This window comes from Gardnerella sp. DNF00497B (genome assembly GCF_049262725.1).
In the GTDB taxonomy this organism is placed as follows: domain Bacteria; phylum Actinomycetota; class Actinomycetes; order Actinomycetales; family Bifidobacteriaceae; genus Bifidobacterium; species Bifidobacterium leopoldii.
In genome coordinates this window covers 35,875-56,845 of sequence record NZ_CP058400.1, presented here as the reverse complement: position 1 = coordinate 56,845, position 20,971 = coordinate 35,875, and the positions used below count along the sequence as shown (strand labels likewise).

At 40.9% G+C, this 20,971-nt stretch carries 13 protein-coding genes and 3 tRNA genes; 2 read left to right on the top strand and 14 right to left on the bottom strand.

Annotated elements, in window-relative coordinates:
• Positions 1-39 precede the first annotated feature (39 nt).
• Both ahpF and ahpC read right to left on the bottom strand, forming a co-directional pair.
• A complete protein-coding gene (ahpF, locus tag HXT26_RS00220; RefSeq protein WP_004106153.1) occupies positions 40-1,713 on the bottom strand; it encodes an alkyl hydroperoxide reductase subunit F in 1,674 nt (557 codons plus the stop codon).
• Between the two features lie 126 nt (positions 1,714-1,839).
• A complete protein-coding gene (ahpC, locus tag HXT26_RS00215) occupies positions 1,840-2,403 on the bottom strand; it encodes an alkyl hydroperoxide reductase subunit C (RefSeq protein WP_032842454.1) in 564 nt (187 codons plus the stop codon).
• A gap of 352 nt (positions 2,404-2,755) precedes the next feature.
• On the opposite strand from ahpC, the gene HXT26_RS00210 reads away from it, so the two are divergent.
• Together HXT26_RS00210 and HXT26_RS00205 are read left to right on the top strand one after the other, a co-directional pair.
• Positions 2,756-3,934 (top strand): lipase family protein, encoded by a 1,179-nt coding sequence (locus HXT26_RS00210; protein WP_004119768.1) that lies wholly within the window; start codon positions 2,756-2,758, stop codon positions 3,932-3,934.
• 345 nt (positions 3,935-4,279) lie between these two features.
• Positions 4,280-7,330, top strand: a complete 3,051-nt coding sequence (locus tag HXT26_RS00205) for a Rib/alpha-like domain-containing protein (RefSeq protein ID WP_422111998.1) — start codon at positions 4,280-4,282, stop codon at positions 7,328-7,330.
• 67 nt (positions 7,331-7,397) lie between these two features.
• Here HXT26_RS00205 and HXT26_RS00200 read toward each other — a convergent pair.
• The 12 genes from HXT26_RS00200 to HXT26_RS00145 form a co-directional block, all read right to left on the bottom strand.
• Positions 7,398-7,471: transfer RNA gene (locus tag HXT26_RS00200), tRNA-Gly, on the bottom strand.
• A 130-nt stretch (positions 7,472-7,601) separates the two neighbouring features.
• Positions 7,602-8,480, bottom strand: coding sequence for a M48 family metalloprotease (locus HXT26_RS00195; RefSeq protein WP_004106145.1), 879 nt, complete (start codon positions 8,478-8,480; stop codon positions 7,602-7,604).
• 105 nt (positions 8,481-8,585) lie between these two features.
• A complete protein-coding gene (locus HXT26_RS00190; protein WP_422111997.1) occupies positions 8,586-10,064 on the bottom strand; it encodes an FAD-dependent oxidoreductase in 1,479 nt (492 codons plus the stop codon).
• A 310-nt stretch (positions 10,065-10,374) separates the two neighbouring features.
• Positions 10,375-12,687 carry a heavy metal translocating P-type ATPase gene (locus HXT26_RS00185; protein WP_422111996.1) on the bottom strand — a complete coding sequence of 771 codons (2,313 nt, stop codon included), beginning with the start codon at positions 12,685-12,687 and terminating at the stop codon, positions 10,375-10,377.
• Positions 12,688-13,011: 324 nt separating this feature from the next.
• A tRNA-Ala gene (locus HXT26_RS00180) sits at positions 13,012-13,084 on the bottom strand.
• Between the two features lie 34 nt (positions 13,085-13,118).
• Positions 13,119-13,192 (bottom strand) — tRNA-Ile (locus HXT26_RS00175).
• A 127-nt stretch (positions 13,193-13,319) separates the two neighbouring features.
• Positions 13,320-13,799, bottom strand: a complete 480-nt coding sequence (locus tag HXT26_RS00170) for a Dps family protein (protein WP_004106140.1) — start codon at positions 13,797-13,799, stop codon at positions 13,320-13,322.
• A 57-nt stretch (positions 13,800-13,856) separates the two neighbouring features.
• Positions 13,857-15,152 (bottom strand): hemolysin family protein, encoded by a 1,296-nt coding sequence (locus HXT26_RS00165; protein WP_101885813.1) that lies wholly within the window; start codon positions 15,150-15,152, stop codon positions 13,857-13,859.
• Positions 15,153-15,228: 76 nt separating this feature from the next.
• Positions 15,229-15,999, bottom strand: a complete 771-nt coding sequence (locus HXT26_RS00160) for a TIGR03943 family putative permease subunit (protein WP_101885814.1) — start codon at positions 15,997-15,999, stop codon at positions 15,229-15,231.
• Positions 15,996-17,090 (bottom strand): permease, encoded by a 1,095-nt coding sequence (locus tag HXT26_RS00155; RefSeq protein WP_004119759.1) that lies wholly within the window; start codon positions 17,088-17,090, stop codon positions 15,996-15,998. The genes HXT26_RS00160 and HXT26_RS00155 overlap by 4 nt, the downstream gene beginning before the upstream one ends.
• 55 nt (positions 17,091-17,145) lie before the next feature.
• Entirely contained in the window at positions 17,146-17,805 is a 660-nt protein-coding gene (locus HXT26_RS00150; RefSeq protein WP_004119757.1) for a carbonic anhydrase, read from the bottom strand.
• A gap of 227 nt (positions 17,806-18,032) precedes the next feature.
• Positions 18,033-20,789 carry a phosphoenolpyruvate carboxylase gene (locus tag HXT26_RS00145; protein WP_004119754.1) on the bottom strand — a complete coding sequence of 919 codons (2,757 nt, stop codon included), beginning with the start codon at positions 20,787-20,789 and terminating at the stop codon, positions 18,033-18,035.
• Positions 20,790-20,971 lie beyond the last annotated feature (182 nt).

Sequence of the window (20,971 nt, the reverse complement as noted above, 5' to 3'; positions counted from 1 at the left end):
GACGCCTCCCATTGTTTATTGCATAATAAATTTTATAAATTATTTATTTTGCGGGTTGCGGATAAGATAGTCAAATGCAGATAACGCAGCATTGGCTCCAGAACCATACGCTGTAACGATCTGCTTATACGGTTCGTCTGAACAATCTCCAGCAGCAAAAACACCCGGAGTATCAGTGCATCCAGCGCGATTCGTAATAATTTCTCCTCGATTATTAAGAGAAATATTATTTGCAAGCCAACGAGTATTCGGAGCTAAACCAATTTGCACAAAAACCCCATCGGTTTCAACAATATGTTCTTCGTTTTCATCATTGTCTGCTTTATTGCGATCTATGTAACGTATTGCAGTAACTTTACTACCACTACCTTCAATACTGCTTACTGCAGCACTTGTAATAACTTCAGTGTTAGGTAATTTATGCAAAGCATTAAGCAATACTTGATCCGCTTTAAGCACATCCATGAACTCAATCACAGTAACGTGTTTTGCAACTCCTGCTAAATCAATAGCAGCTTCAACACCAGAATTTCCACCGCCAACAACGACAACATTCTTATCTTTGAAAAGTGGACCGTCGCAATGAGGACAGAATGATACGCCTCTATTCCTATACTCATCTTCTCCAGGAACGCCCAACGTACGCCAAGTCGCGCCAGTTGCAATAATCACTGCACGCGCTTTCAAAGATCCGCCAGAACGCGCATGAATAGTATGTAACCCATATGGTTCCTTAGATAAATCGAGCGAGTCTGCCCAATCAGGAGTAAATACGTCAATATCGTATTGAGAAATATGCTTAGTTAAATCTACTGCTAGTTGAGAACCAGTCGTATGAGTTTGTGAAATATGATTTTCAATACTTTCAGTTTCTACAACCTGGCCGCCACGATGATCCATAATCATAGCCGTACGCAAGCCCTTGCGAGCAGTGTAAATTGCGGCAGCAGAAGCAGCAGGACCGCCGCCAACAATAACAATATCGTATGGATTTTGCGAATTCATTTTTTCTGCGAGCGCAACATTTGCCGAAGAAACGCTATTACCATTATTGCCATCCTCATCCTGCTCAACAGATTTTTCTTGTGATGCAAGCACAGATACAAGTTCGTCAATTCCTGCTCGTCCGGAGGAAATAAGTTTGCCATTTTCAAAAACTGCTGGCACGCTCATTACACCAAGTTTATCTACTTCTTCGCGGAAAGCGCTACCTTCAACTACAGTATGCTGAACTTTAGGGTTAATAATAGAAATGGTGTTAAGCGATTGCACAACTTCTGGGCAATTCAGGCAAGTTACCGACATGTACGTTGTCACATTGTGTGAACCAAGCTTTAGTATTGCATCGCGTTGCTCATCACTAATTTTTGGCGCATAGCCACTTACTTGTAGAAGTGCTAGTACTAAAGAGCTGAATTCGTGCCCTAAAGGCAATCCCGCAAAACTAATCGATACAGTGGATTCTCCATTTACTGGATTATCTAGTTTTCTACGCAATTCAAAGCTTGGCTTACGCTTTACATTGCTAATTTTATTATTATTTACTTCAGAAATACTAATTTTGTCACTTTGTTGAGATACTTCTTCTAGTAAGGATTTAACTTTTTGAGATGTTTCAGAATTATCAACGTAAGAAACGATTTCTATTTTAGATACCATCTTTTTTAGTAATTCTGAAAGCTGAGCAGTTAATGACGCATTCAACAAAGACATAATTTACTTCCTTCGGTAATTTTAGTCACAAGTAAAAATAAGCGAATGCGTAGGAAACTATGAACGTAGCTCCCTACGCATTGAGAATATTCTTTAAAAAGATTCTTTAATATTTAATTGCAAAAATCAGATTTTGCCGACTAAATCGATAGAAGGTTCCAAGGTTTCTTCGCCCTGCTCCCATTTTGCTGGGCAAACTTCGCCTGGGTGCGCTGCAATATACTGTGCTGCTTTAACTTTACGAAGGAGCTCGTCGGCGTTACGACCAATTCCGTCTGCGGTCATCTCAAAGAACTGAATCATACCTTGCGGATCTACGAGGAACGTAGCACGGTGAGCTAAACCGGATTCTTGATTCCAAGCGTCAAAATTACGCGAAAGAGCTCCAGAAGGATCACCCAACATAGTGTACTTTACTTTTGCAATTGCTTCAGAATCGTCATGCCATGCTTTGTGTACAAAATGTGTATCCGTAGAGACTGAGTAAACTTCAACGCCTAGCTTTTGCAATTCCTCATAGTGGTTTGCAAGATCTTCCAATTCAGTTGGGCATACGAATGAAAAATCAGCTGGATAGAAGAAGAAAATTGCCCATTTGCCAAGAACATCAGTATCGTTTACTTCAACAAATTCGCCATTCTTATAACCATTTACTTTGAATGGAAGAATATGTGTGTTCATTAAACTCATATCATTCTCCTAAATAGGTCATTTGCGCCTTCGTTGCGCTTTTATTTTCATTATTAAGAATAGATTATGGCTATTGATAATTCTAGTTATATAGATGTTTTCTATGGCTCTTATACACATCGTCAATGATTTTAGTAAACAAAAAGGAGCAACAACATTTATTTAGAAGTATGGACTTTTGTTTATGTAGACTATACAATTGACGAATTGTGTAGAATAGCAATTGTGGCGGCAAAATAAATTTCGATTAATTTATATAACGCACGTAGTTAACAAAGAGGTGCTACAAATCGTAAACAGTCGTCCTATACATTTGTTGACTACAAAACTAAACAAAATATGGGAGGATACTATGAAACGCAATGCAGTAACAGGGTTCCTAACTAGCCTATGCATGCTCTTGAGCCTATCTGCTTTCGCAATGCCAGCAATGGCAACAACCGCAGATAATTATGCAAAAACTCCACTTACTGCTGAAACAGCTAAACAAATCGCAAATGGAACTATAGGCTTAGATTTACCTGGGGCTTTGGATATGTCTTTATATCACAAGAAGCCTCTTGATCCGCAAGCTGATTTAGATGGTGACGGCTTAACTAATAGTCAGGAAATTTACACTTACACTAAAGACGGTAAGACTTATTATGGGTACAATTCTCACCCTATGATGAACGATACCGACGGCGATGGTATTCCAGATAATCAAGACAGCAATCCTCGCAGGTGGGATATTAGTCCTCGCGATATGGCTTTATTCTCTGAACTTTCTTATCGAGATGATAATTACATAAATAAGGTACTCGATTACACTAAACCGCTTCACGACATTTACAAAAATCGCAATGAGTACCGCCTTATGCACAACGAGCTTGCACCATTCTGGAAAGTTAAAGAAACCTACCACAAGAGGGGAGGATTTGATGCTGTTTTGTTTGAAAATGTAAGTCCATACCCATTCTTAGAACAAGGCACTGTTCAAGTACTAGCAATTCGTGGAACTTCCCAATTTAATGATTACGATGATGATTTTGCAATAGCTGTAGGTCATAACCCAGATCAAGCTAAAGATGTTGAGCAGTTGATTGAGCGTTATGGTCGCGAAAATACTGTTAGCAATTTGTATATTACCGGACATTCCCTCGGAGGATATCTTGCACAGCGTGCTTTAATTCGTGCTAAAGGCAAAGGCTACAACTGGATTAAGAAAATTTACACATTCAATTCACCACAAATTTGGGGAAATATTTTCAACCGTTGGTTACGTACCGTCGCCAATACTGGCAATAAGCTCACTCGAGAAGGTTACGCTGTTCATTACAAAGTAGACAACGACAAGGTTATTCGTTCTGTTGGCAATTTTGCTGGAGCTATAAGCGTCGGCAATTCTGCGCAAGGACATAGCTCTCGAAGCTATCTTGAGGCTCGTATGAACAATTTCCCAGGTTTCACCGTAGGTACTAGAGGAGATATTTCTGGCACTGGACGTTGGATGGAAGAACTTAACAACTTCTACGATGTTCGCACGTTCTAATTACTGCTAATTAAGGATTGCTAATTAGCACCAGCAATAGATAGCTACCTCGTGTAATTTATTAACAATAAGCTAAGCGCTGATTTACCGATGATTCATTAATATCCCAAGTAGCTCAGCGCTTTTCCTATATCAATTAATCTAATGAAATTCTTTCCTATTACACCGCATAAGCTTAAGTATTAACTTTTGGTACTTATTAAAATTATCTGATTCAACTAGATACAATTTTATGAAGTTGTTAAATCTGATAAAATCAACACGTTGAGCTAAATCTGTTGTGCTGCTCGCAAAAATATTTTCAAAATAAAGTAGAAGTCTGTACAAAAAGTAAGGAATAGCAGTATGAGAAAAGTAAGTACCATTCACACAATTAGTGGAATTGTATTAGCTTTTGGTTTGATTGTTTCATCTCTGATTTACGTACCTTCGTTAGCAACAACCGCAGTTGCAGAAGAAACATCACCAATTCACACTCCTTTGACTGCACAAACTGCTCACGACATTTCTACTGGTCGAATTCGTTTGGAAAATAATCAGATTGATTCTTTGCTTTACCATAAAGCCGCGCTAGATCCAGATCAAGATAGCGATGGCGACGGTCTGAAGAACAGCGAAGAGCTTTACACTTACGTAAAAAACGGACGCACATATTACGGATATAATTCGCATCCACTTATTAAGGACACCGACGGCGACGGGTTAGATGACAAAAACGATAACAATCCTCGCAGGTGGGATATTAGCCCCCGAGACATGGCTCTTTTTATGGAGCTTGTGTATAGGGAAGACAGCTACGTCAAAGAAGTACTTGACTACTCAAAACCGCTCACTAAAATTTACAAAAATCGCAACGAATACAAGCTTATGCATAACGAGCTTGCGCCATTCTGGAAAGTCAAAGAAACATACCACTTTGGAAGCGGATTTGATGCTATTCTTTTTGAAAATGTAAATCCTGCATACCCATTTATTGAGCAAAACGGCGTGCAAGTTCTTGCAATCCGAGGAACTGAAAGCGGCGGAGATTTTACTAATGACATTAAACTAGCAATTGGATTAAACCCGAGCCAAGCTTTAGATGTAAACAATGTGATGGATAAAATCAATAGAGAAAAACTTGCTACTAATTTATATATAACAGGGCATTCTCTCGGAGGTTATTTATCTCAACGTGCTTTAATTTACGCTAAACAAAAAAATTACCAATGGATTACAAAGGCCTATACTTTTAACGCTCCGAGGATCAAAGGTAATATATTCAACAAATGGCTTTGGGAAACATCTGATTTTGGCGATCAATTAACAAAAGAGGGTTATGCTGTTCATTACAAGGTTGATAATGATAAAGTAATAGGACCAATAGGAAACCTTAACGGCGCAATAAGCATAGGAAGATCTGGAGAAGGTCACGGATCTCGTAGTTACTTTGAGCCTAGAATGGATAGTTTCGAAGGATTCACAGTTGGCGAACGCAATAAAATTGAAGGAACCGGTCGCAAAATTGCTGCACTCGACGGATTAGTTAACGAACCAGTTATCAAAACTGACGAACAATCTTTCGAACCTAAAATTACGAATATTGACATTATGGAAAATGATCCATTGCCAAAAGGCACAGCAATAAAGCATCTTCTTAATCCTAACGATATACCGCAAGGCTCTACCATTACAGACATTACAGAATACGACAAAATTGACACTTCTCAATGCGGCAATTACGAAGGTAAAATACTGCTCGTACTATCTGATAATAAATTAAAAACTATTCTAGTTCCAATAACTATTCATAAACGATTGGCTAATATCGAGGAACTTCCAAATGTTACTGCTGAACCTGGCAAGAAAATAGAAGTCAAAAAAGACAATAAAATCCCCGATAATTTCGACTTCAAACCATACTTAAAAAACTTACCAGAAAACAGCACAGTACAAGTTGTAAAACAACCAAACACAACAAACACTGGAGAAACAACATTTATCGTAGAAATAACCTTTGCAAACAAAGCAAAACAGAAAGTAACTCTTAAAGCTCACGTTGTAGAAATCATTCCAGCAACACCACTAAACCCAGCTAAAAAACTCATACCAGGCAAAACCATTACTCCAATTCCAAATGTTACTGCTGAACCTGGCAAGAAAATAGAAGTCAAAAAAGACAATAAAATCCCCGATAATTTCGACTTCAAACCATACTTAAAAAACTTACCAGAAAACAGCACAGTACAAGTTGTAAAACAACCAAACACAACAAACACTGGAGAAACAACATTTATCGTAGAAATAACCTTTGCAAACAAAGCAAAACAGAAAGTAACTCTTAAAGCTCACGTTGTAGAAATCATTCCAGCAACACCACTAAACCCAGCTAAAAAGAGTATTACGTGGGCCGAGTTAATTCCTGCAAAGAAATCAACACCATGGACCGAGCTAACACCAGCGATACCAGCTCCAACACCAACTCCCGTACCTCCGACACCTGTTCCACCAACACCGGAACCAACGCCTTCGCCTACGCTGACACCGACGCCTGATCAACAACCTGCAGTGCCTCTGCAGCCGAAACCAAACCCAGTGAATCCAACACCCGTTCCGCCAAAACCTGCGCCTAAACCAGAGCCACAACCTGTTCCACCAACACCAGAATCTCATTCTGGCAACAGTGAGCACTCTAGCAATGGCGAACCTGATAAGTCTGCAAATAGCACAACCCCACAGACTAATAAGTTCGATCAAGACCATAAGGAAATTCCAAGCATGGGATTTCCCGGACCAACGCATCCTTCCAAAACTCTACAAACTCCTGCAGTTAGTAACGATTCTATGCGCGAAAACCACATAGAGCTTAACGCAAACTCAGAATCACACACATTACAGCAACAGATTCCATCAGCACCAAAGAGTATTGCAGATTTACTTCCAGCGTTGTGCAACACTCTCACCGTCGGGAATAATAACATTGCTTATGCGGGAAAAAATAACCATATCACTGTTACAGTAAATGCAACATCAGAATTCATGCGCAGATTACAACTAGAAAAAGCAGTAAAAGCTTATGCCTACATATATTCCAACCCTAAACTTCTTTATAGCGCAAATGGAATGAAATATGTAACAGTTCACATTAATGAATATGGCAGGATTGTATTCGACGTAGTTATTCCAGAAGAATATAAAGGCAATCATACGATTGTCCTTATTGACGAAAACGGTAAACAAGTTGCGTGGACGAATACTTTAGTAAAGAAAGACCCTCATTTACACAAACAATCCACAATAGCCAATAATGCACTCCCTCGTACTGGAATACAAATAATTCCAATTGTACTTAGCGTTGCATTGATGCTGTTTGCTAGCACAATTGTGACAATTGCAAGAAAAAGAAAGTTTAACTAAGCGTAAGTTGTAGTTTTTATACATCCAATGTACAAAAACTACAACTTATACAATTTTACAATCTGAATGGAGCGGATGACGGGAGTCGAACCCGCCTCTGAAGCTTGGGAAGCTTCCATTCTACCGATGAACTACATCCGCATGCTGTAACTAAAAGCAAACTAGTTTCAACAACCATCTAAGGGTATCATGCACAGCTTACCGCTTCAATATTTAGGAATCAGTTTATGAACTCAATAAACAAGACAAGCAAGTTCAACAAACAAAATATTCATGCAGCAATGCTCATTAGACGCCCAATCCTATCCTGAACAGTAGGACGCGCAGTACACAAACGCACAAGCGCAGGAGCGTTATTATTCCATGGGCAAATAATCATCAAAGAAGCAACAGCCTGCAATCCAGCAGTAGATTTCATCTCGTGAAGCTGCATGCCGTAGGTAATTTTATTAAGTGCGGAAGCAAGCGCAGCAAAATCTCCAGTAATTTCACTACTTCCCTTATCTGCGTCAAATTCACGCGAACCAGGAATAATTGCATTGATAATAACAGAAGCAATAGGAGCGAATAAAATATTCAAAAACTTACCAATAAATTTGCAATACTTGCGAATATCACGACGATATGTATCACCAACATAAACAAGCCAAGAACCAACGTACGTTAATACTGTTGCTGTAGCAGTAGCCAGCGAAGAAGCGAGAATATCATGATTATAAATATGAGTTAATTCATGACCAATAACACTACGTAACTCGCGCTCGTTAAGGATATTAATCAAACCACGAGTACAACATATGCTTGCATGACGCTCACTTCTACCGGTTGCAAAAGCATTAGGACTTTCGTAGGGAGAAACCATTACTCGCGGCATAGGTTTACCAATTCGAGCAGATAAATCTCTAACCATTGCGTAGAGCACAGGCTCTTCTTCTTCACTAACCTCTGTAGCACGCATAGCAATAATCGCAAGCTTACTTGAGCACCAATAAGCAAAAACACTAAATGCAATACCAGGAATAATGAACCATATTAGTGATGACAGATGCGAGCCAGCAAGAACCCAACATAAGGCAAGAAAAAGCCACACAACAACAAAAAATAGTGCGGCTTTTAAGCTGCCATAGTGTATTCTCAAGCCTTTCAACATATGATCTATCTTAATAATGCGAACTTAAATTTTTCTGAATATATACTGCGTATTTACTAACTACAAACTTAAATACTAAGTAATATTTTCAGTTTATTTAGGGCATTATTTGCTACCTAAAGCAATATTTACAAGTTCAGACGCTGAAACAACTTTCTTTCGAGTTCTCTGCTCATTGGCTCCAAGCTCACGCTCATAAGAGTCAACTCGCTTCCAACCGGCGTAATCAATTGGTTTAATGCCCTTTTCTGCCAATAATTTATCTATAGAATTTTCATCGCGATCAGGTGCGATTCGCCCAGCATTGCCAGCTTTAGATAAATCTTCAAGCATATTATTAACAATCAAAAGAGCATCGGATTTTGTAGAGCCGATTAATCCTACCGGCCCACGCTTAGCCCAGCCAGTTGCATACAATCGCTCACGGACTTCGCCATTTTCTACAGACGTCACTAAGCGTCCATCAATATTTGCAAGCAAAGTACGCTTTTCGTCGTAAGCAATTCCTGTAACTTCTGCAGGATGGTAGCCAATGGCATGGTAAACAGCTTGAACGGCATACTCCTCGAACTCTCCAGTACGAGTCATTGTGCCATCCGCGCTTGTTACAGTTCGCTCAACTCGTATTGCTTTCACACGCCCATCTTCACCAAGAATTTCTACCGGCGCACAGTTGAAGTGGATAATATAGCGTTTGTCGGCTGGATTCCCCTCAAAATCAACGTTTCCGCCATCTTCCATATCTTCTGCCATGTCTCGAATCGCAAAAAGTTCCTCAACCATTTGACGCGTGAGCTTATCGTTACCGGCTACTTCAATAGTCTCATCGTCAAGTTCAAAATCATCCTCATTAATAACAATTTGCACTCCGGATAACTTTTCCATTTCGCGCAATTCTTGAACAGAGAATTTTGCTTGGGCAACTCCACGACGAATAAATAAATGCAAGGTTTGGGTTTTATTTTTTTGCAATCCCTCATACACGTCGTCTGGAATATCCGTATGCGCGCGCAAATAATCAGGATCTCGTAAAAGCTCACGAGCAACATCCATTGCCACATTTCCGCCGCCAATAACAGCTACTTCCTTAGCTTCGAGCGGCCATTCTCGATTGCTAGTTGGGTATCCGTCGTACCATTCTACGAATTTTGCAGCTCCGTACACTCCGTCTAAATCGGCGCCTGGAACTCCTCGAAGAGGCCTATCTTTCACAGCGCCGGTTGCAAATAGCACAGCATCGTAGCGTTCCAATAAATCTTCTAATGCAATATCCTTACCAAATTCAACATTTGCATAAAGATGAATATTTGGATTATCAAGCGTCTTTTCAAGCGCATCCGCAATAAATTTGATACTTGGATGGTCAGGAGCTACTCCGTAACGCACTAATCCAAAAGGCACTGGCAATTTTTCAAAAAGATCAATGCGAGCGCTAGAGCCTAATCCCAATTCTTCTCCACGCTTTGCAATCTGGCGTAAGAAGATATCGGAAGAATACACTCCTGCAGGGCCTGCTCCTATTACAGCAATACGCAGTTGAGATGTTTCTTGTGAAACATTTTCGTTTAAATTATTTTTTTCCATTATTATCCCCATATTGAGCTGTATTATACGGCACTTTTCGCCGTTTTCGCGCTATTTAGCACGGCCTACAAGCATAGGTTGCCTCAATCCACTCAGCAGCGTAACTGTAAAGCGTTTATATGTAATTCTTCGCCAAAAATAAGTTACGTACAAGCTTGAGCTCTTACCGTTTGCAGCTAACTCGTATGCTTTCATAATTAGACTAGCGCATTACTTCGTCTTACAACATGCTCAAATAAATAAAATGCTCAAACGAATATTATTAAAGGTGTCGTAATGAATATCGTAAAAAATATTGCCAAAAATATTTTTATTTTCGTTCGCGCAATGCTGTTAAAGCCCACATAATAGCAACAACATCAATTGCTTCTTGCATCATTGCGCCAATAACTGCTGGAATAAAACCGAAAGCCGCAAAAATCATACTTATAATTGCCAATCCAATGCCCATCAATACTGACTGAACCATAACGCATTTAGTATGTTTTGCTACTCTTATTGCGCTTGCAACAGAAGAAATATCGTTGTTCATAATAACTAACTGAGCACATTCAGATGCTGCCGTATCTGTGCCATCCGTTACCGCTACGCCAATATCTGCAGCCGCAAGCACTGGAGCATCGTTTACACCGTCTCCAACCATCATTGTTACAGTCGAATCTTTCTTACTTTTGGCTGCATTGTAATTGTGCTTTTTTACATACGCTAATTTATCTTGCGGAAGCAAATCTGCATATATTGTGTCAATTCCAACGCTTTTACCAATTGTTGTTGCAGCTTGCAAACTATCTCCAGTAAGAATAGATATTGAGCGCGCACCAAGCGTACGCAATGCGTCAATAGTTGATTTCGCGTTATCGCGAGGCACGTCTTTTAACACAATCCGACCAACTAGCACTCCGTCAAAGGAAACATAGGTTGCCATTTCGTCTGCAGCGAGCGCATTGACTACATGTTGTGCCGCAATATGTTGTGTCGCAATATGATTCATGACCTGTTTATTAATATCAGTTTGCTCAGTAACATACTTTCTACGCCCAACGCGCACCAAAACACCATCTACAACGCCTTGAATACCCTGACCTGCAGTTTCCTTCACACTATGCACTACTGGGTATTCTCTAACGCTAGGCAATTGCGGAGTTGAAGATGGATGCGTGTGCTCCCACAAAACTGAACCTGCTTTTGCTATACCTCCAGCGAGAATATGCTGAGAATACGTTTCTAGCACACCTGCGAGCATCACAATTCGATCAGCTTTCTGCGTAGTATCGATTACGTCTACGTTTACAACTTGCGGCTGTTTTACAGTTAGCGTGCCGGTTTTGTCAAAAAATACGTCTGTTACACGACTTAATTGCTCAAGCACATCCTGACTTTTAACAACAATTCCAAGTTTTGCTAAACGCCCAGTACCAGCCATGCAAGCAACTGGAACTGCAATAAGCAGAGGACATGGGGTTGCTAGAACCAATACTTGCGCAAATCGCAATGCGTCGCCAGAAAAGCTCCAAGCAAGACCTGCAATCGCAAAAGATAATACTGTAAACGGCACAGATAGCATGTCTGCAAATCTAACTACTGCAGCTTTAGAAGACCTAGCAGACTCAACAAGCTGCATGATTTTCTGATACTGCGAGTTTTTAGACAGCTTTGTTACGCGCATAATAAGCACAACTCCACCGTTTACACAGCCTGAAAGCACTGCAGCTCCCGCATAGACTTCTCTAGGAACAGATTCTCCGTTAATAGCACTTGTGTCTAAAATTGCAGAACCGCTTAATAATTCACCGTCAACTGGCACTGTTTCGCCAGGAAGCACAATAATTACGTTTCCTATCTTTAGCTCATCAACAGGAACTGTAGCGTAACGCTGCAAATTTGAGGAGATTTCGTTGTCTGTAGATGCTTGCAAAAATGGGCAATTATTTTGTTTACAGTTGCAATTTTGCAAGTCATTATTTTCGCAATTACTTTCGCTATTTTGCTCGCTACTATTAGATTGCTTAGAATTAGCGGCATCTACTTTTCTAAATTCAGCATGCTGGCACAGAACACACGAGCTAGGCTTGCACTGATTTTCACTCAAACATGGCGGTTCGTATGATTCATCATTTGCTTGATTATGATTCATACCATGCTCAATACCTGGCAAAGTCATAAGGTGAGCAGTTTTTGGAGCTGCGCTTACTAAAAGAGATAGATTGCGCTGAGCTTTCATATGCGCAAAATCTTCTATAGCTTCTCCAGTCCAAACCATTACAACAATCAAATAACTTGCCCAGAACTCACCAATACAAAGTGTTGCAAGCAATGCAACAAAAGCAAGTAGATCAATACCTAAAGTTCCATGCAGTAAATGTTTAATCATATTACGCAAAGAAATAACGCTCGTATATAAAACGAGAATAGCGATAATAGTTTTGCCAAGACTAATACTTATGGAAATACTGCAATTAATTTTTAAAAAATCAAAGATTTGCTGCGAAAAATTAGAAATTTGCTCACAGAAAGTAGTTAATATAGGCAAATTATACGAGTACAAAGGCGCAATAAACGGAAAAGCAAGAATTACGACTGTTAATTGTGGTGCACGACGGCAATATGCTAAAAGTTTACGCATACACTTTCCTTACGCTGATCAGGTTAACTACGCTTAAAACGCTGCTAACACACGATTTCACGCCTTGTTAACCCACTGAGCGCAACCTAAATAGCGCACTCAATACACGGCGTAAAGATACTTATGTTGATTTTTGGTTAATCCCAATTTTGGAATTAACAATGACTTTTAATTATTTATTTGTCTCTTTAATATACCATGAAGCCTTGATGAGAAACATTCTCATAAACACAAGCTTAAATAATACAAAACCAAAACAAATCCAAAAAAATAAATTAATAAACAAAAAAGTTCTGATTGAAAAATCAATCAGAACCCTGTTCGTGGAGCTAAGGAGACTCGAACTCCTGACCCTCTGCTTGCAAAGCAGATGCGCTACCAGCTGCGCCATAGCCCCATTCGGTATTGAATGAAATAATCACTCAATTCCGTGGGCCCGGGAGGACTTGAACCTCCGACCTCATCCTTATCAGGGATGCGCTCTAACCACCTGAGCTACGGGCCCAACTCGTACGCCTAAAACATACAAGTAGTTACATTAGCACAGACACAGAAAATGTCAAACCGCAACACGCCATAAAAAAGAAAATAGCATGTTGCGGTTTGAATCAAAAAAATTAAACAGAGGTTAATTAATCAAGATGGCTACGCATGAACCACTGGAACTTTTCCAACTGTTGAACATGATCTTGAATAATATTTGAGCTAACTAAATCAAGCTCATCAAGCTCCGCGATAGCCTTGCGATCGTCTGCAATCATATCGTTATAGTATTCAATAAGCGCTTGCAAATACTCCTTTGTGGACTTGCGACCAGTCAAAGCAAAACGCTTCCATGTACGAGCAGCAACAACATCATCAGCACGTCCAAGTGGAGAACCGCCCAAAGTTGCAATTCGCTCAGCAGTTTCATCCGCCTGCGCCAAAACTTCAGCAACCTGTGGATCAAGCATTTCATGCACTGCAATAAAATCTGAACCAGTAACATTCCAATGCGCATGCTTAAGCACCAAAGCAGCTTCCTGCTCGTGGCTTAAACGATTCTGTAAAATGGCAACAGCCTTTTCACTGGCCGCTTCGTCGAGACCTGGCAAAATATGCAACAAAGCCATGTTCTATCCTTCCTTAGGTTTGTTAATACCGTTATTATTCTACTGCTATGGCTTAAACTACGCGCGGCGACGCACTTCAATCGTCGCAATACGCCTACCATCAACCGCAGTCACAGTCATATCGTAACCATCCGCATCATGCAAAACAGCTCCAACACTTCCCATTGAACCAGTATGCGCTAAAAAGTAGCCTGCAACAGTCTCATACGGACCGTCTTCAAGCTCAATGCCGGTAATGTCAGCAAAATCTTCAATGGTCATACCGCCATCAATTTTTGCAACACCATTTACAAAAGCAGTTGTTTTATTCACATTATTTTGCTCAGTTTCACCAGGCAAATCATATTCATCGCGAATATCTCCAACTAGCTCTTCTGTCATGTCCTCGAGCGTAACAATACCGTCAGTTCCACCATATTCATCGATGACAACAGCCAAATGAATACCACGTTTACGAAGAAGTTCCAGGCTCGGCAATAGTTTGGAAGTTCCAGGAAGACTAATTCCTTCGCGAGTTACATCTGCAACAGTTTTTGCATTTGAATCACGCACATCTAGCAAATCGCGAACATGCACAAAACCTATAACATCATCAAAATCTTTGCCAATAACAGGGTAGCGAGAATACGGAAGCTCACGAATTTTCGCGGCAGCTTCTTCAAGGCTCAATGAACCATCCAAAAACTCAACATCAGCACGAGGACGCATCACTTCAGCAACAATAGTTTCCGAAGCATCAAACACGTCATCCAAAATATTGCGCTCATCCTGACTTAAACGCTTATTGCTATTGACAAGCACGCGCAATTCTTCGTCAGAAACTTCGCTTTCCTTCTCGTTAGGATCAAACCCAAGAAGGCGCACAAAACCGTTAGTATTCTTACCAATAAGCCAAATTAAAGGCTTGCAAATCTTTGAGAAAATATCTACTGCCGGCACAACCGATCGCGCAATCTGCTCAGCACGCTGCATAGCAATACGTTTTGGAACTAATTCAGAAATAACAATCGAACAGTACGAAATAATAAGAGTTAAGAAGATTGTAGTAAGAGGGCCTGCAACATGAGCCGGCACACCCCATGAACATACAACCGGCACAACATACGGAGCTAAAGCAGACTCACCAAACGATGCAGAAAGAAAGCCAGAAAGAGTTACCCCAATTTGTAGAGCAGATAGAAAAGTGTTAGGATCGCGGGCAATTTTTGCAACTCTAGCACCACGCGCATCCTGCAATTCCATGCGATCAATTTGCGAACTTCTCAAGCTCACTAAAGCTAATTCGGTTGCCGCAAATACGGAACCAAATAGCAAAAAAATCATAATGAGTAGAATATTAAAACCAATCGCCATACTTGTTATCTTAGTTTACTTCTATGCGATATCAACAATTCTAAAATAATTATCACCATTAACGAAGATAAATTATTTATGGGCGATAAAAATATCCAGTTGGAGCTTGAGCTGTTTGCATTGATATAACGTGCAGCACAACTCCAGGATGCTGATATCCAGGAATGCCAATATTGCCTCTAGAAACGCGTGCACGAACACGCACCCATTCATGATCTTGAATTTCGCCAATATTTGATTTTTCGGCAACTAATCCAAACGGAGACATGTCGAGAATACAGCATGACATAAGCTGACGAGATACCCTAAATTGATTTGCATTCAACGTAGAATCTCTGCTAACAAAACCTGTAAGAGTAATCGTGTATCCATCATATTTTGCAGCATTATGATCGATTTCGTCATACCAGGAGCCAAAATCATCATCATCAACTGCTATCTCATGAGATTTTTCATACAATCCTGGCAAAGGATAATTTTGGCTACGAATAGCAATAGCACGACCACCAGCATACTGGTCGAATCCATCTACACTAATATTTTGAGCGTAACGCAAAGGAACAATAATAAGTAGCGCAGGAACAACGAAAGCTACAAGCATACGCCAAACATCGCGCGAAGAAACAGAAAACCATCCAATCGCAGCGCATATAGACAGAATAAATAGCAAAATAGCAGTAATTAACAAATAATAATATGCTCTAGGCGTAGTAAAAAGCGTATATTGACCGCTTAAAGTAACTTCCGCAATTATGACTGCAAAAAATAGCAATAAAATAGCTTCTACCAATTGAGCTAAAGTGATTTTTTTACAAGCATTATGCTCAACACATTTTTGTTTTTTCATGCGATGAACCCCCAAGCCCAGTGAGCTAATAATGACGCTAGGAAGCACGCAAAAGCAATAGTTAATGTTAAGCGCCACACAAATTTACCACGGCAATCCTCAACGAGCATAAGCGTATTCTTTAAATCAAGCATAGGACCAAACAGCAGAAATACTAGCACCGACGACATAGGCAATGATGTTGCTAAACTTCTTGCAATTACAGCATCTGAGCTGGAGCATAGAGAGCTTGCGTACGCAATAGCCATCATTACAGGAATAGCAATTAACACATTACTCACTTGTACGCGAGAAGCAGGATCAGCTCCGAGCCATGCGCGAATTACAGAAGCAACTATAGTTCCACATACAATAATTGGAATTAATTTTATTAAATCCTGATGTATATGCTGCACATATTTGCGAATTTGCACAGAAATACTAGGCTTTTCAATATTATTTTTTGTGAGATTACTTTCGTTATTCAATTCGCAAGAACAATGTAAAGAAGATTCGTTTTCTACTAAAATTTTCTTACGTAAAATATTGATTTTCGAAGGAAATATAACAAAAGTTAATCCAACCAGTAATGCAATACCAACACCTAGAGCAATACGCATAATAGCAACAGCTGGAGCGTCAGAGAACGCATAAAATGTTGCTAATACAGATACTGGATTTACAACAGGAACTGCACATAGAAAAGTTATGGCGCACGGCAATGGTAGTTTTCTTGCGACTAAACGAGAAAACGTTGGAACTACTACACAATCACAAACAGGCACGCAAACGCCAGCCAATATGGCAGCCAAAAAACCGTTTGCCGTAGATTTTGGAGCATGTTTCTCAATAAAATCAGCAGTTACCCAAGTTTCTACTGCAGCAGAAACAAGCACACCTATGAGAGTAAAAGGTATCGCTTGTAGCAACAAGCCGGAAACACCTCGAATTGTTGTATCAATTAGAAACCAAGGATGTCGCCCCTGTAACGCAGGAGCAGCTGCAATAATAAAAGCTACTAAAGGAGCTCCAACAAGCAAGAAAAGATAATTCGCAGAATTAGTGGAATTTGCAGAATTTGCACCAAGCGTATCTTTAGATGATTGATTCATATTTGTAACCTAACAACGTATTAATAATTCTGTTAAAAATGCGACTACATGCTACTTAGCATGAAAGAACCTCTACCAAACCATCCTTCATTCTATACCTAGCACCAACTAGCATGAGGTTATCATTAAAAGCGGATTCACGAATAGTTTGAGATTTATTACATATTTCAGCAAGAATATTAGATACATGGATTCGTTCAATATCATCCGTGTTTAATTCTTCTTCAATACCAGCAAGTGCAGCAGGACCTAAAGAACGAAGCAATATTGACTCGCTAGACTCAATTATTTCGCTTGTTTCATCTTCGCCGTATTTAGAAACCAGCTTTTGCACATTCGGCAAAACGGCTTGCACAGCACCGCAATGCTCGTGCCCAAGCACAACAAGCACTTTTACTCCCAAATCGCTTACAGCGTATTCTAGCGAAGCTATTACAGCATCATCAAGCACTTCGCCTGCAGTGCGAACAGAAAAAATATCACCTAAACCGGCACCGAACACAAATTCTGGAGCAACGCGCGAGTCAGCACAGGAAAGAACAACAGCTCCAGGATGCTGACCTTCAACAAGAGATAATCTCGTTTCTTCACTAAGTCCATCACAATTTAATGAGCCTTCTGCAAACTTACGGTTACCAGCTAGCATCGCGCTCCACACAGATGTAGCCAAAAGTGAATCTTCTTCTAAAAGATCTTCTTTGACTGTCTCGTGCATTATTACCTCCTTGTATTGATGCGCTTGCGCAAAGGTGCCGAATACAAGCTATCAACAAATTTTAAAAACACTTCGACTTATAAAACATATTCTATCGTTACTGTGTTAAATAGAAAATATGCTATAAAAGCTAACAAAATTTATAAAATATGATTGTAAAAAGAAAAGCCAACGCACAGCTAATAAAGCAGCACGAAGGCTTTTCTTAATCATATAAACTTATAAAATCATCCAGTATTCTGCAAGCCTGCAGCAACACCAGAAACAGTGCAAAGAATAAGGTAGATGAACTCTGCCTGCTGGCTTTCGCTAAGCTCTTCTTTGTCTACCTTGTTGCGAAGCTTGTGCAATGCAAGCGACTGAATTACAGACAGCGCGTCAACATAAGGCGAGCGCACACGAATAGCCTGACCAAGCACGTGACGGTGCTGCAAAGGCCACTTGTCGTCAACAATTTGCAAAACCCACTTGCGAGTAAGCTGCATTTCTGAAAGTACTTTATCGCTCAAATCTTCACGATCTCCAAGGCTTAAGTACATGCGAGCAATACGCTCATCTGTCTTAGCCAAAGACATCTCGATATTGTCAATAAAAGTACTGAACAGCGGCCACTCTTCGTAAGCTCTGCGCAAAGTTTCCAAGTCACCAAACTTTTCGCAAGCCGTGCCCAAACCGTACCATGCTGCTAAGTTAATGCGAGCCTGAGCCCAGGAGAACACCCACGGGATTGTTCGCAAATCGTCCAACGACTTCGCACCCAAACCACGCTTGGCAGGACGAGAACCAATTGGGAGCAAGCCAATCTCGCTAAGCGGCGTAACCGTAGAGAACCATGGAGTAAAGTCATCCGTTTGCAGCAAATCAAGGAAGCGCTCATGAGCTGCAACATCAAGTTTTGCAGCCATATCTGCATACTTCTTCGTCATATCAGTGTTAGTTTTCTCAACACTTGGCGAAGACTGAAGCAAAGTTGCAGAAGCAACGGATTCAACGTGACGAATAGCAAGAATTGGATTGCCATATCGTGCGAAAATAACTTCGCCCTGCTCAGTAAGCTTGAAACGGCAGTTGACGGAACCAACTGGCTGCGCAAGCACTGCACGGTTTGCAGGACCGCCACCGCGACCAACAGCACCGCCGCGGCCGTGGAACAGTGTCAAATCAATATCATGCTTCTTAGCCCATTGAGCAATTCGCTCCTGAGCGGAATGCAAAGCAAGCGTTGCGGAAGTAGGACCAGCATCCTTGGAAGAATCCGAATATCCAAGCATAACTTCCATCTTGCGACCAGTAGCCTTAAGACGAGCTTGCACTTCAGGAATTTTAATAATCTCCTCAAGCACATTTACGGAATTCTGCAAATCTTCAAGCTGCTCAAACAGCGGAATGACGTCGATTGTTGGCGCATCCTGTGGATGAGCGAAAGCAAGACGATTTAGCTCAAATACGTCACGTACATGCTGAGCAGATTTTGCGAAGGAAATAATGTAGCGTCGAGCAGCGCGCATACCGTTGCGCTTTTGAATTGCTCCCAAAGCGCGGAACGTATCGAGTACTTCACGAGTCATTGGCTGAAGCGGACCGCGTTCGCCATGCAATCCATGTTCGCGAATATCTTCCAAAGCACGAGAATGCACGAGAGAATGCTGACGGAATTCCATTTCAACCATGTGGAATCCAAAGGTTTGCGCCTGCCAAATCAAATCCTGCAAAGGACCATATGCAGCACGAGGATCTCCGCCTTCTGCCAAAGAGCGTTGCACAATTTGCAAATCCTCAATGAAATCTTCGCAAGAATGATACATCAAATCCGTATCGCGGCTAATAGTGCGATGCAAACGGTCAGCCATTACAAGCATTACAGCACGATGCGGCTCACTGTTAGAAACATCCGAAGCGTTTTCTGTAAGCTGTTCGCTCATTTCGCGCTGACGATTCCACAACTCAAGCAACTCCACACTTGGAGGCGTTGTGCGCGTTTCCATAGTTAAGCATTTTCCAACTTCGCGAGTACGATTCTCCAAAGCCACAAGCACGTGATCGCTAAACTTTCGAGCGACTTGACGACTCACTTTAGCTGTCACATTAGGGTTGCCATCTCGATCTGAACCAATCCAGCTTCCTGGATGGAAGAATGCAGGGCAACGCGGAGGAACTAATCCAGCCTTCTTGCCAAGCAGCCAATCGTCAAATCGACGATACACGACTGGAATCGTGTCAAACAAAGTAGCGTCAAAAATGTCAAGAATAGTGTCAGCTTCTTCAACTGGAGTTGGCTTCTTCAAAGCAATCGGAGAAGTGCGAAGAAGCGCATCAATTTCGTTATAGAGACGACGATAATTTTCGCGCTTATCAGATCCGCCTAAACGATGATGTTCGCTTAATAATTGCGAAATTCTGCGAATTTTACCTGCAACGGCTTTACGACGAGCTTCGGTTGGGTGCGCAGTAAATACAGGATGGAACTCAAGCTTTGCGAGCAATTCTTTCGCTTCAGCAGGGCTCATTTCAGTAAGCAACTTGTGATAAGCACAAGTTAGTTCATTAACTGGATCAACCGGCAACGAATCTTCAACTTCACATTCACGCTGATGAAGTACAGAAACACGATAATTTTCCTCGCACAAATTTGCCAAGTGGAAATATGTTGCAAAAGCACGAGCTAAAAGCTGCGTATCGTGCAAATTCATTCCGTTGAGCTTGCTAACAGCTTTACTTAAGCCATCATCTGCAGTTACTTTTGCGTCTACCATTTGCGCAAAATGAGCTGCACTAGCTTCTACAGCATTCAAACGCACATCGTCGAATACTGCTAATAATTTTTCATCAAATTCGCCAAGAACATCACGAAGAATATGCAAGCACAAATCCATGTCTTGCTTAAGTGATGCTGGAAGGTCACGCTCCTCTGGGCCTTTTCGCCCTAAACCAGACGTAACAATAGTTGCGTCTGCCGGAGTAACCTGCTGATTTTCTGTTGCCATCAGACCTCCTTACGCCAGACTAAGGTTGCTTGGTCGTCTGACTTCCGCGGCTCCTCCGCGGTTATGTAGGTCAGAAGTTGCAAGCCCACAGCCTTGTTTCCAGCGAGATACCAAGTTAATTGTGAAACTACCACCGGACGTAGTAAAGAATGCTGATTTATCAACAAAATATAACTCGGCAA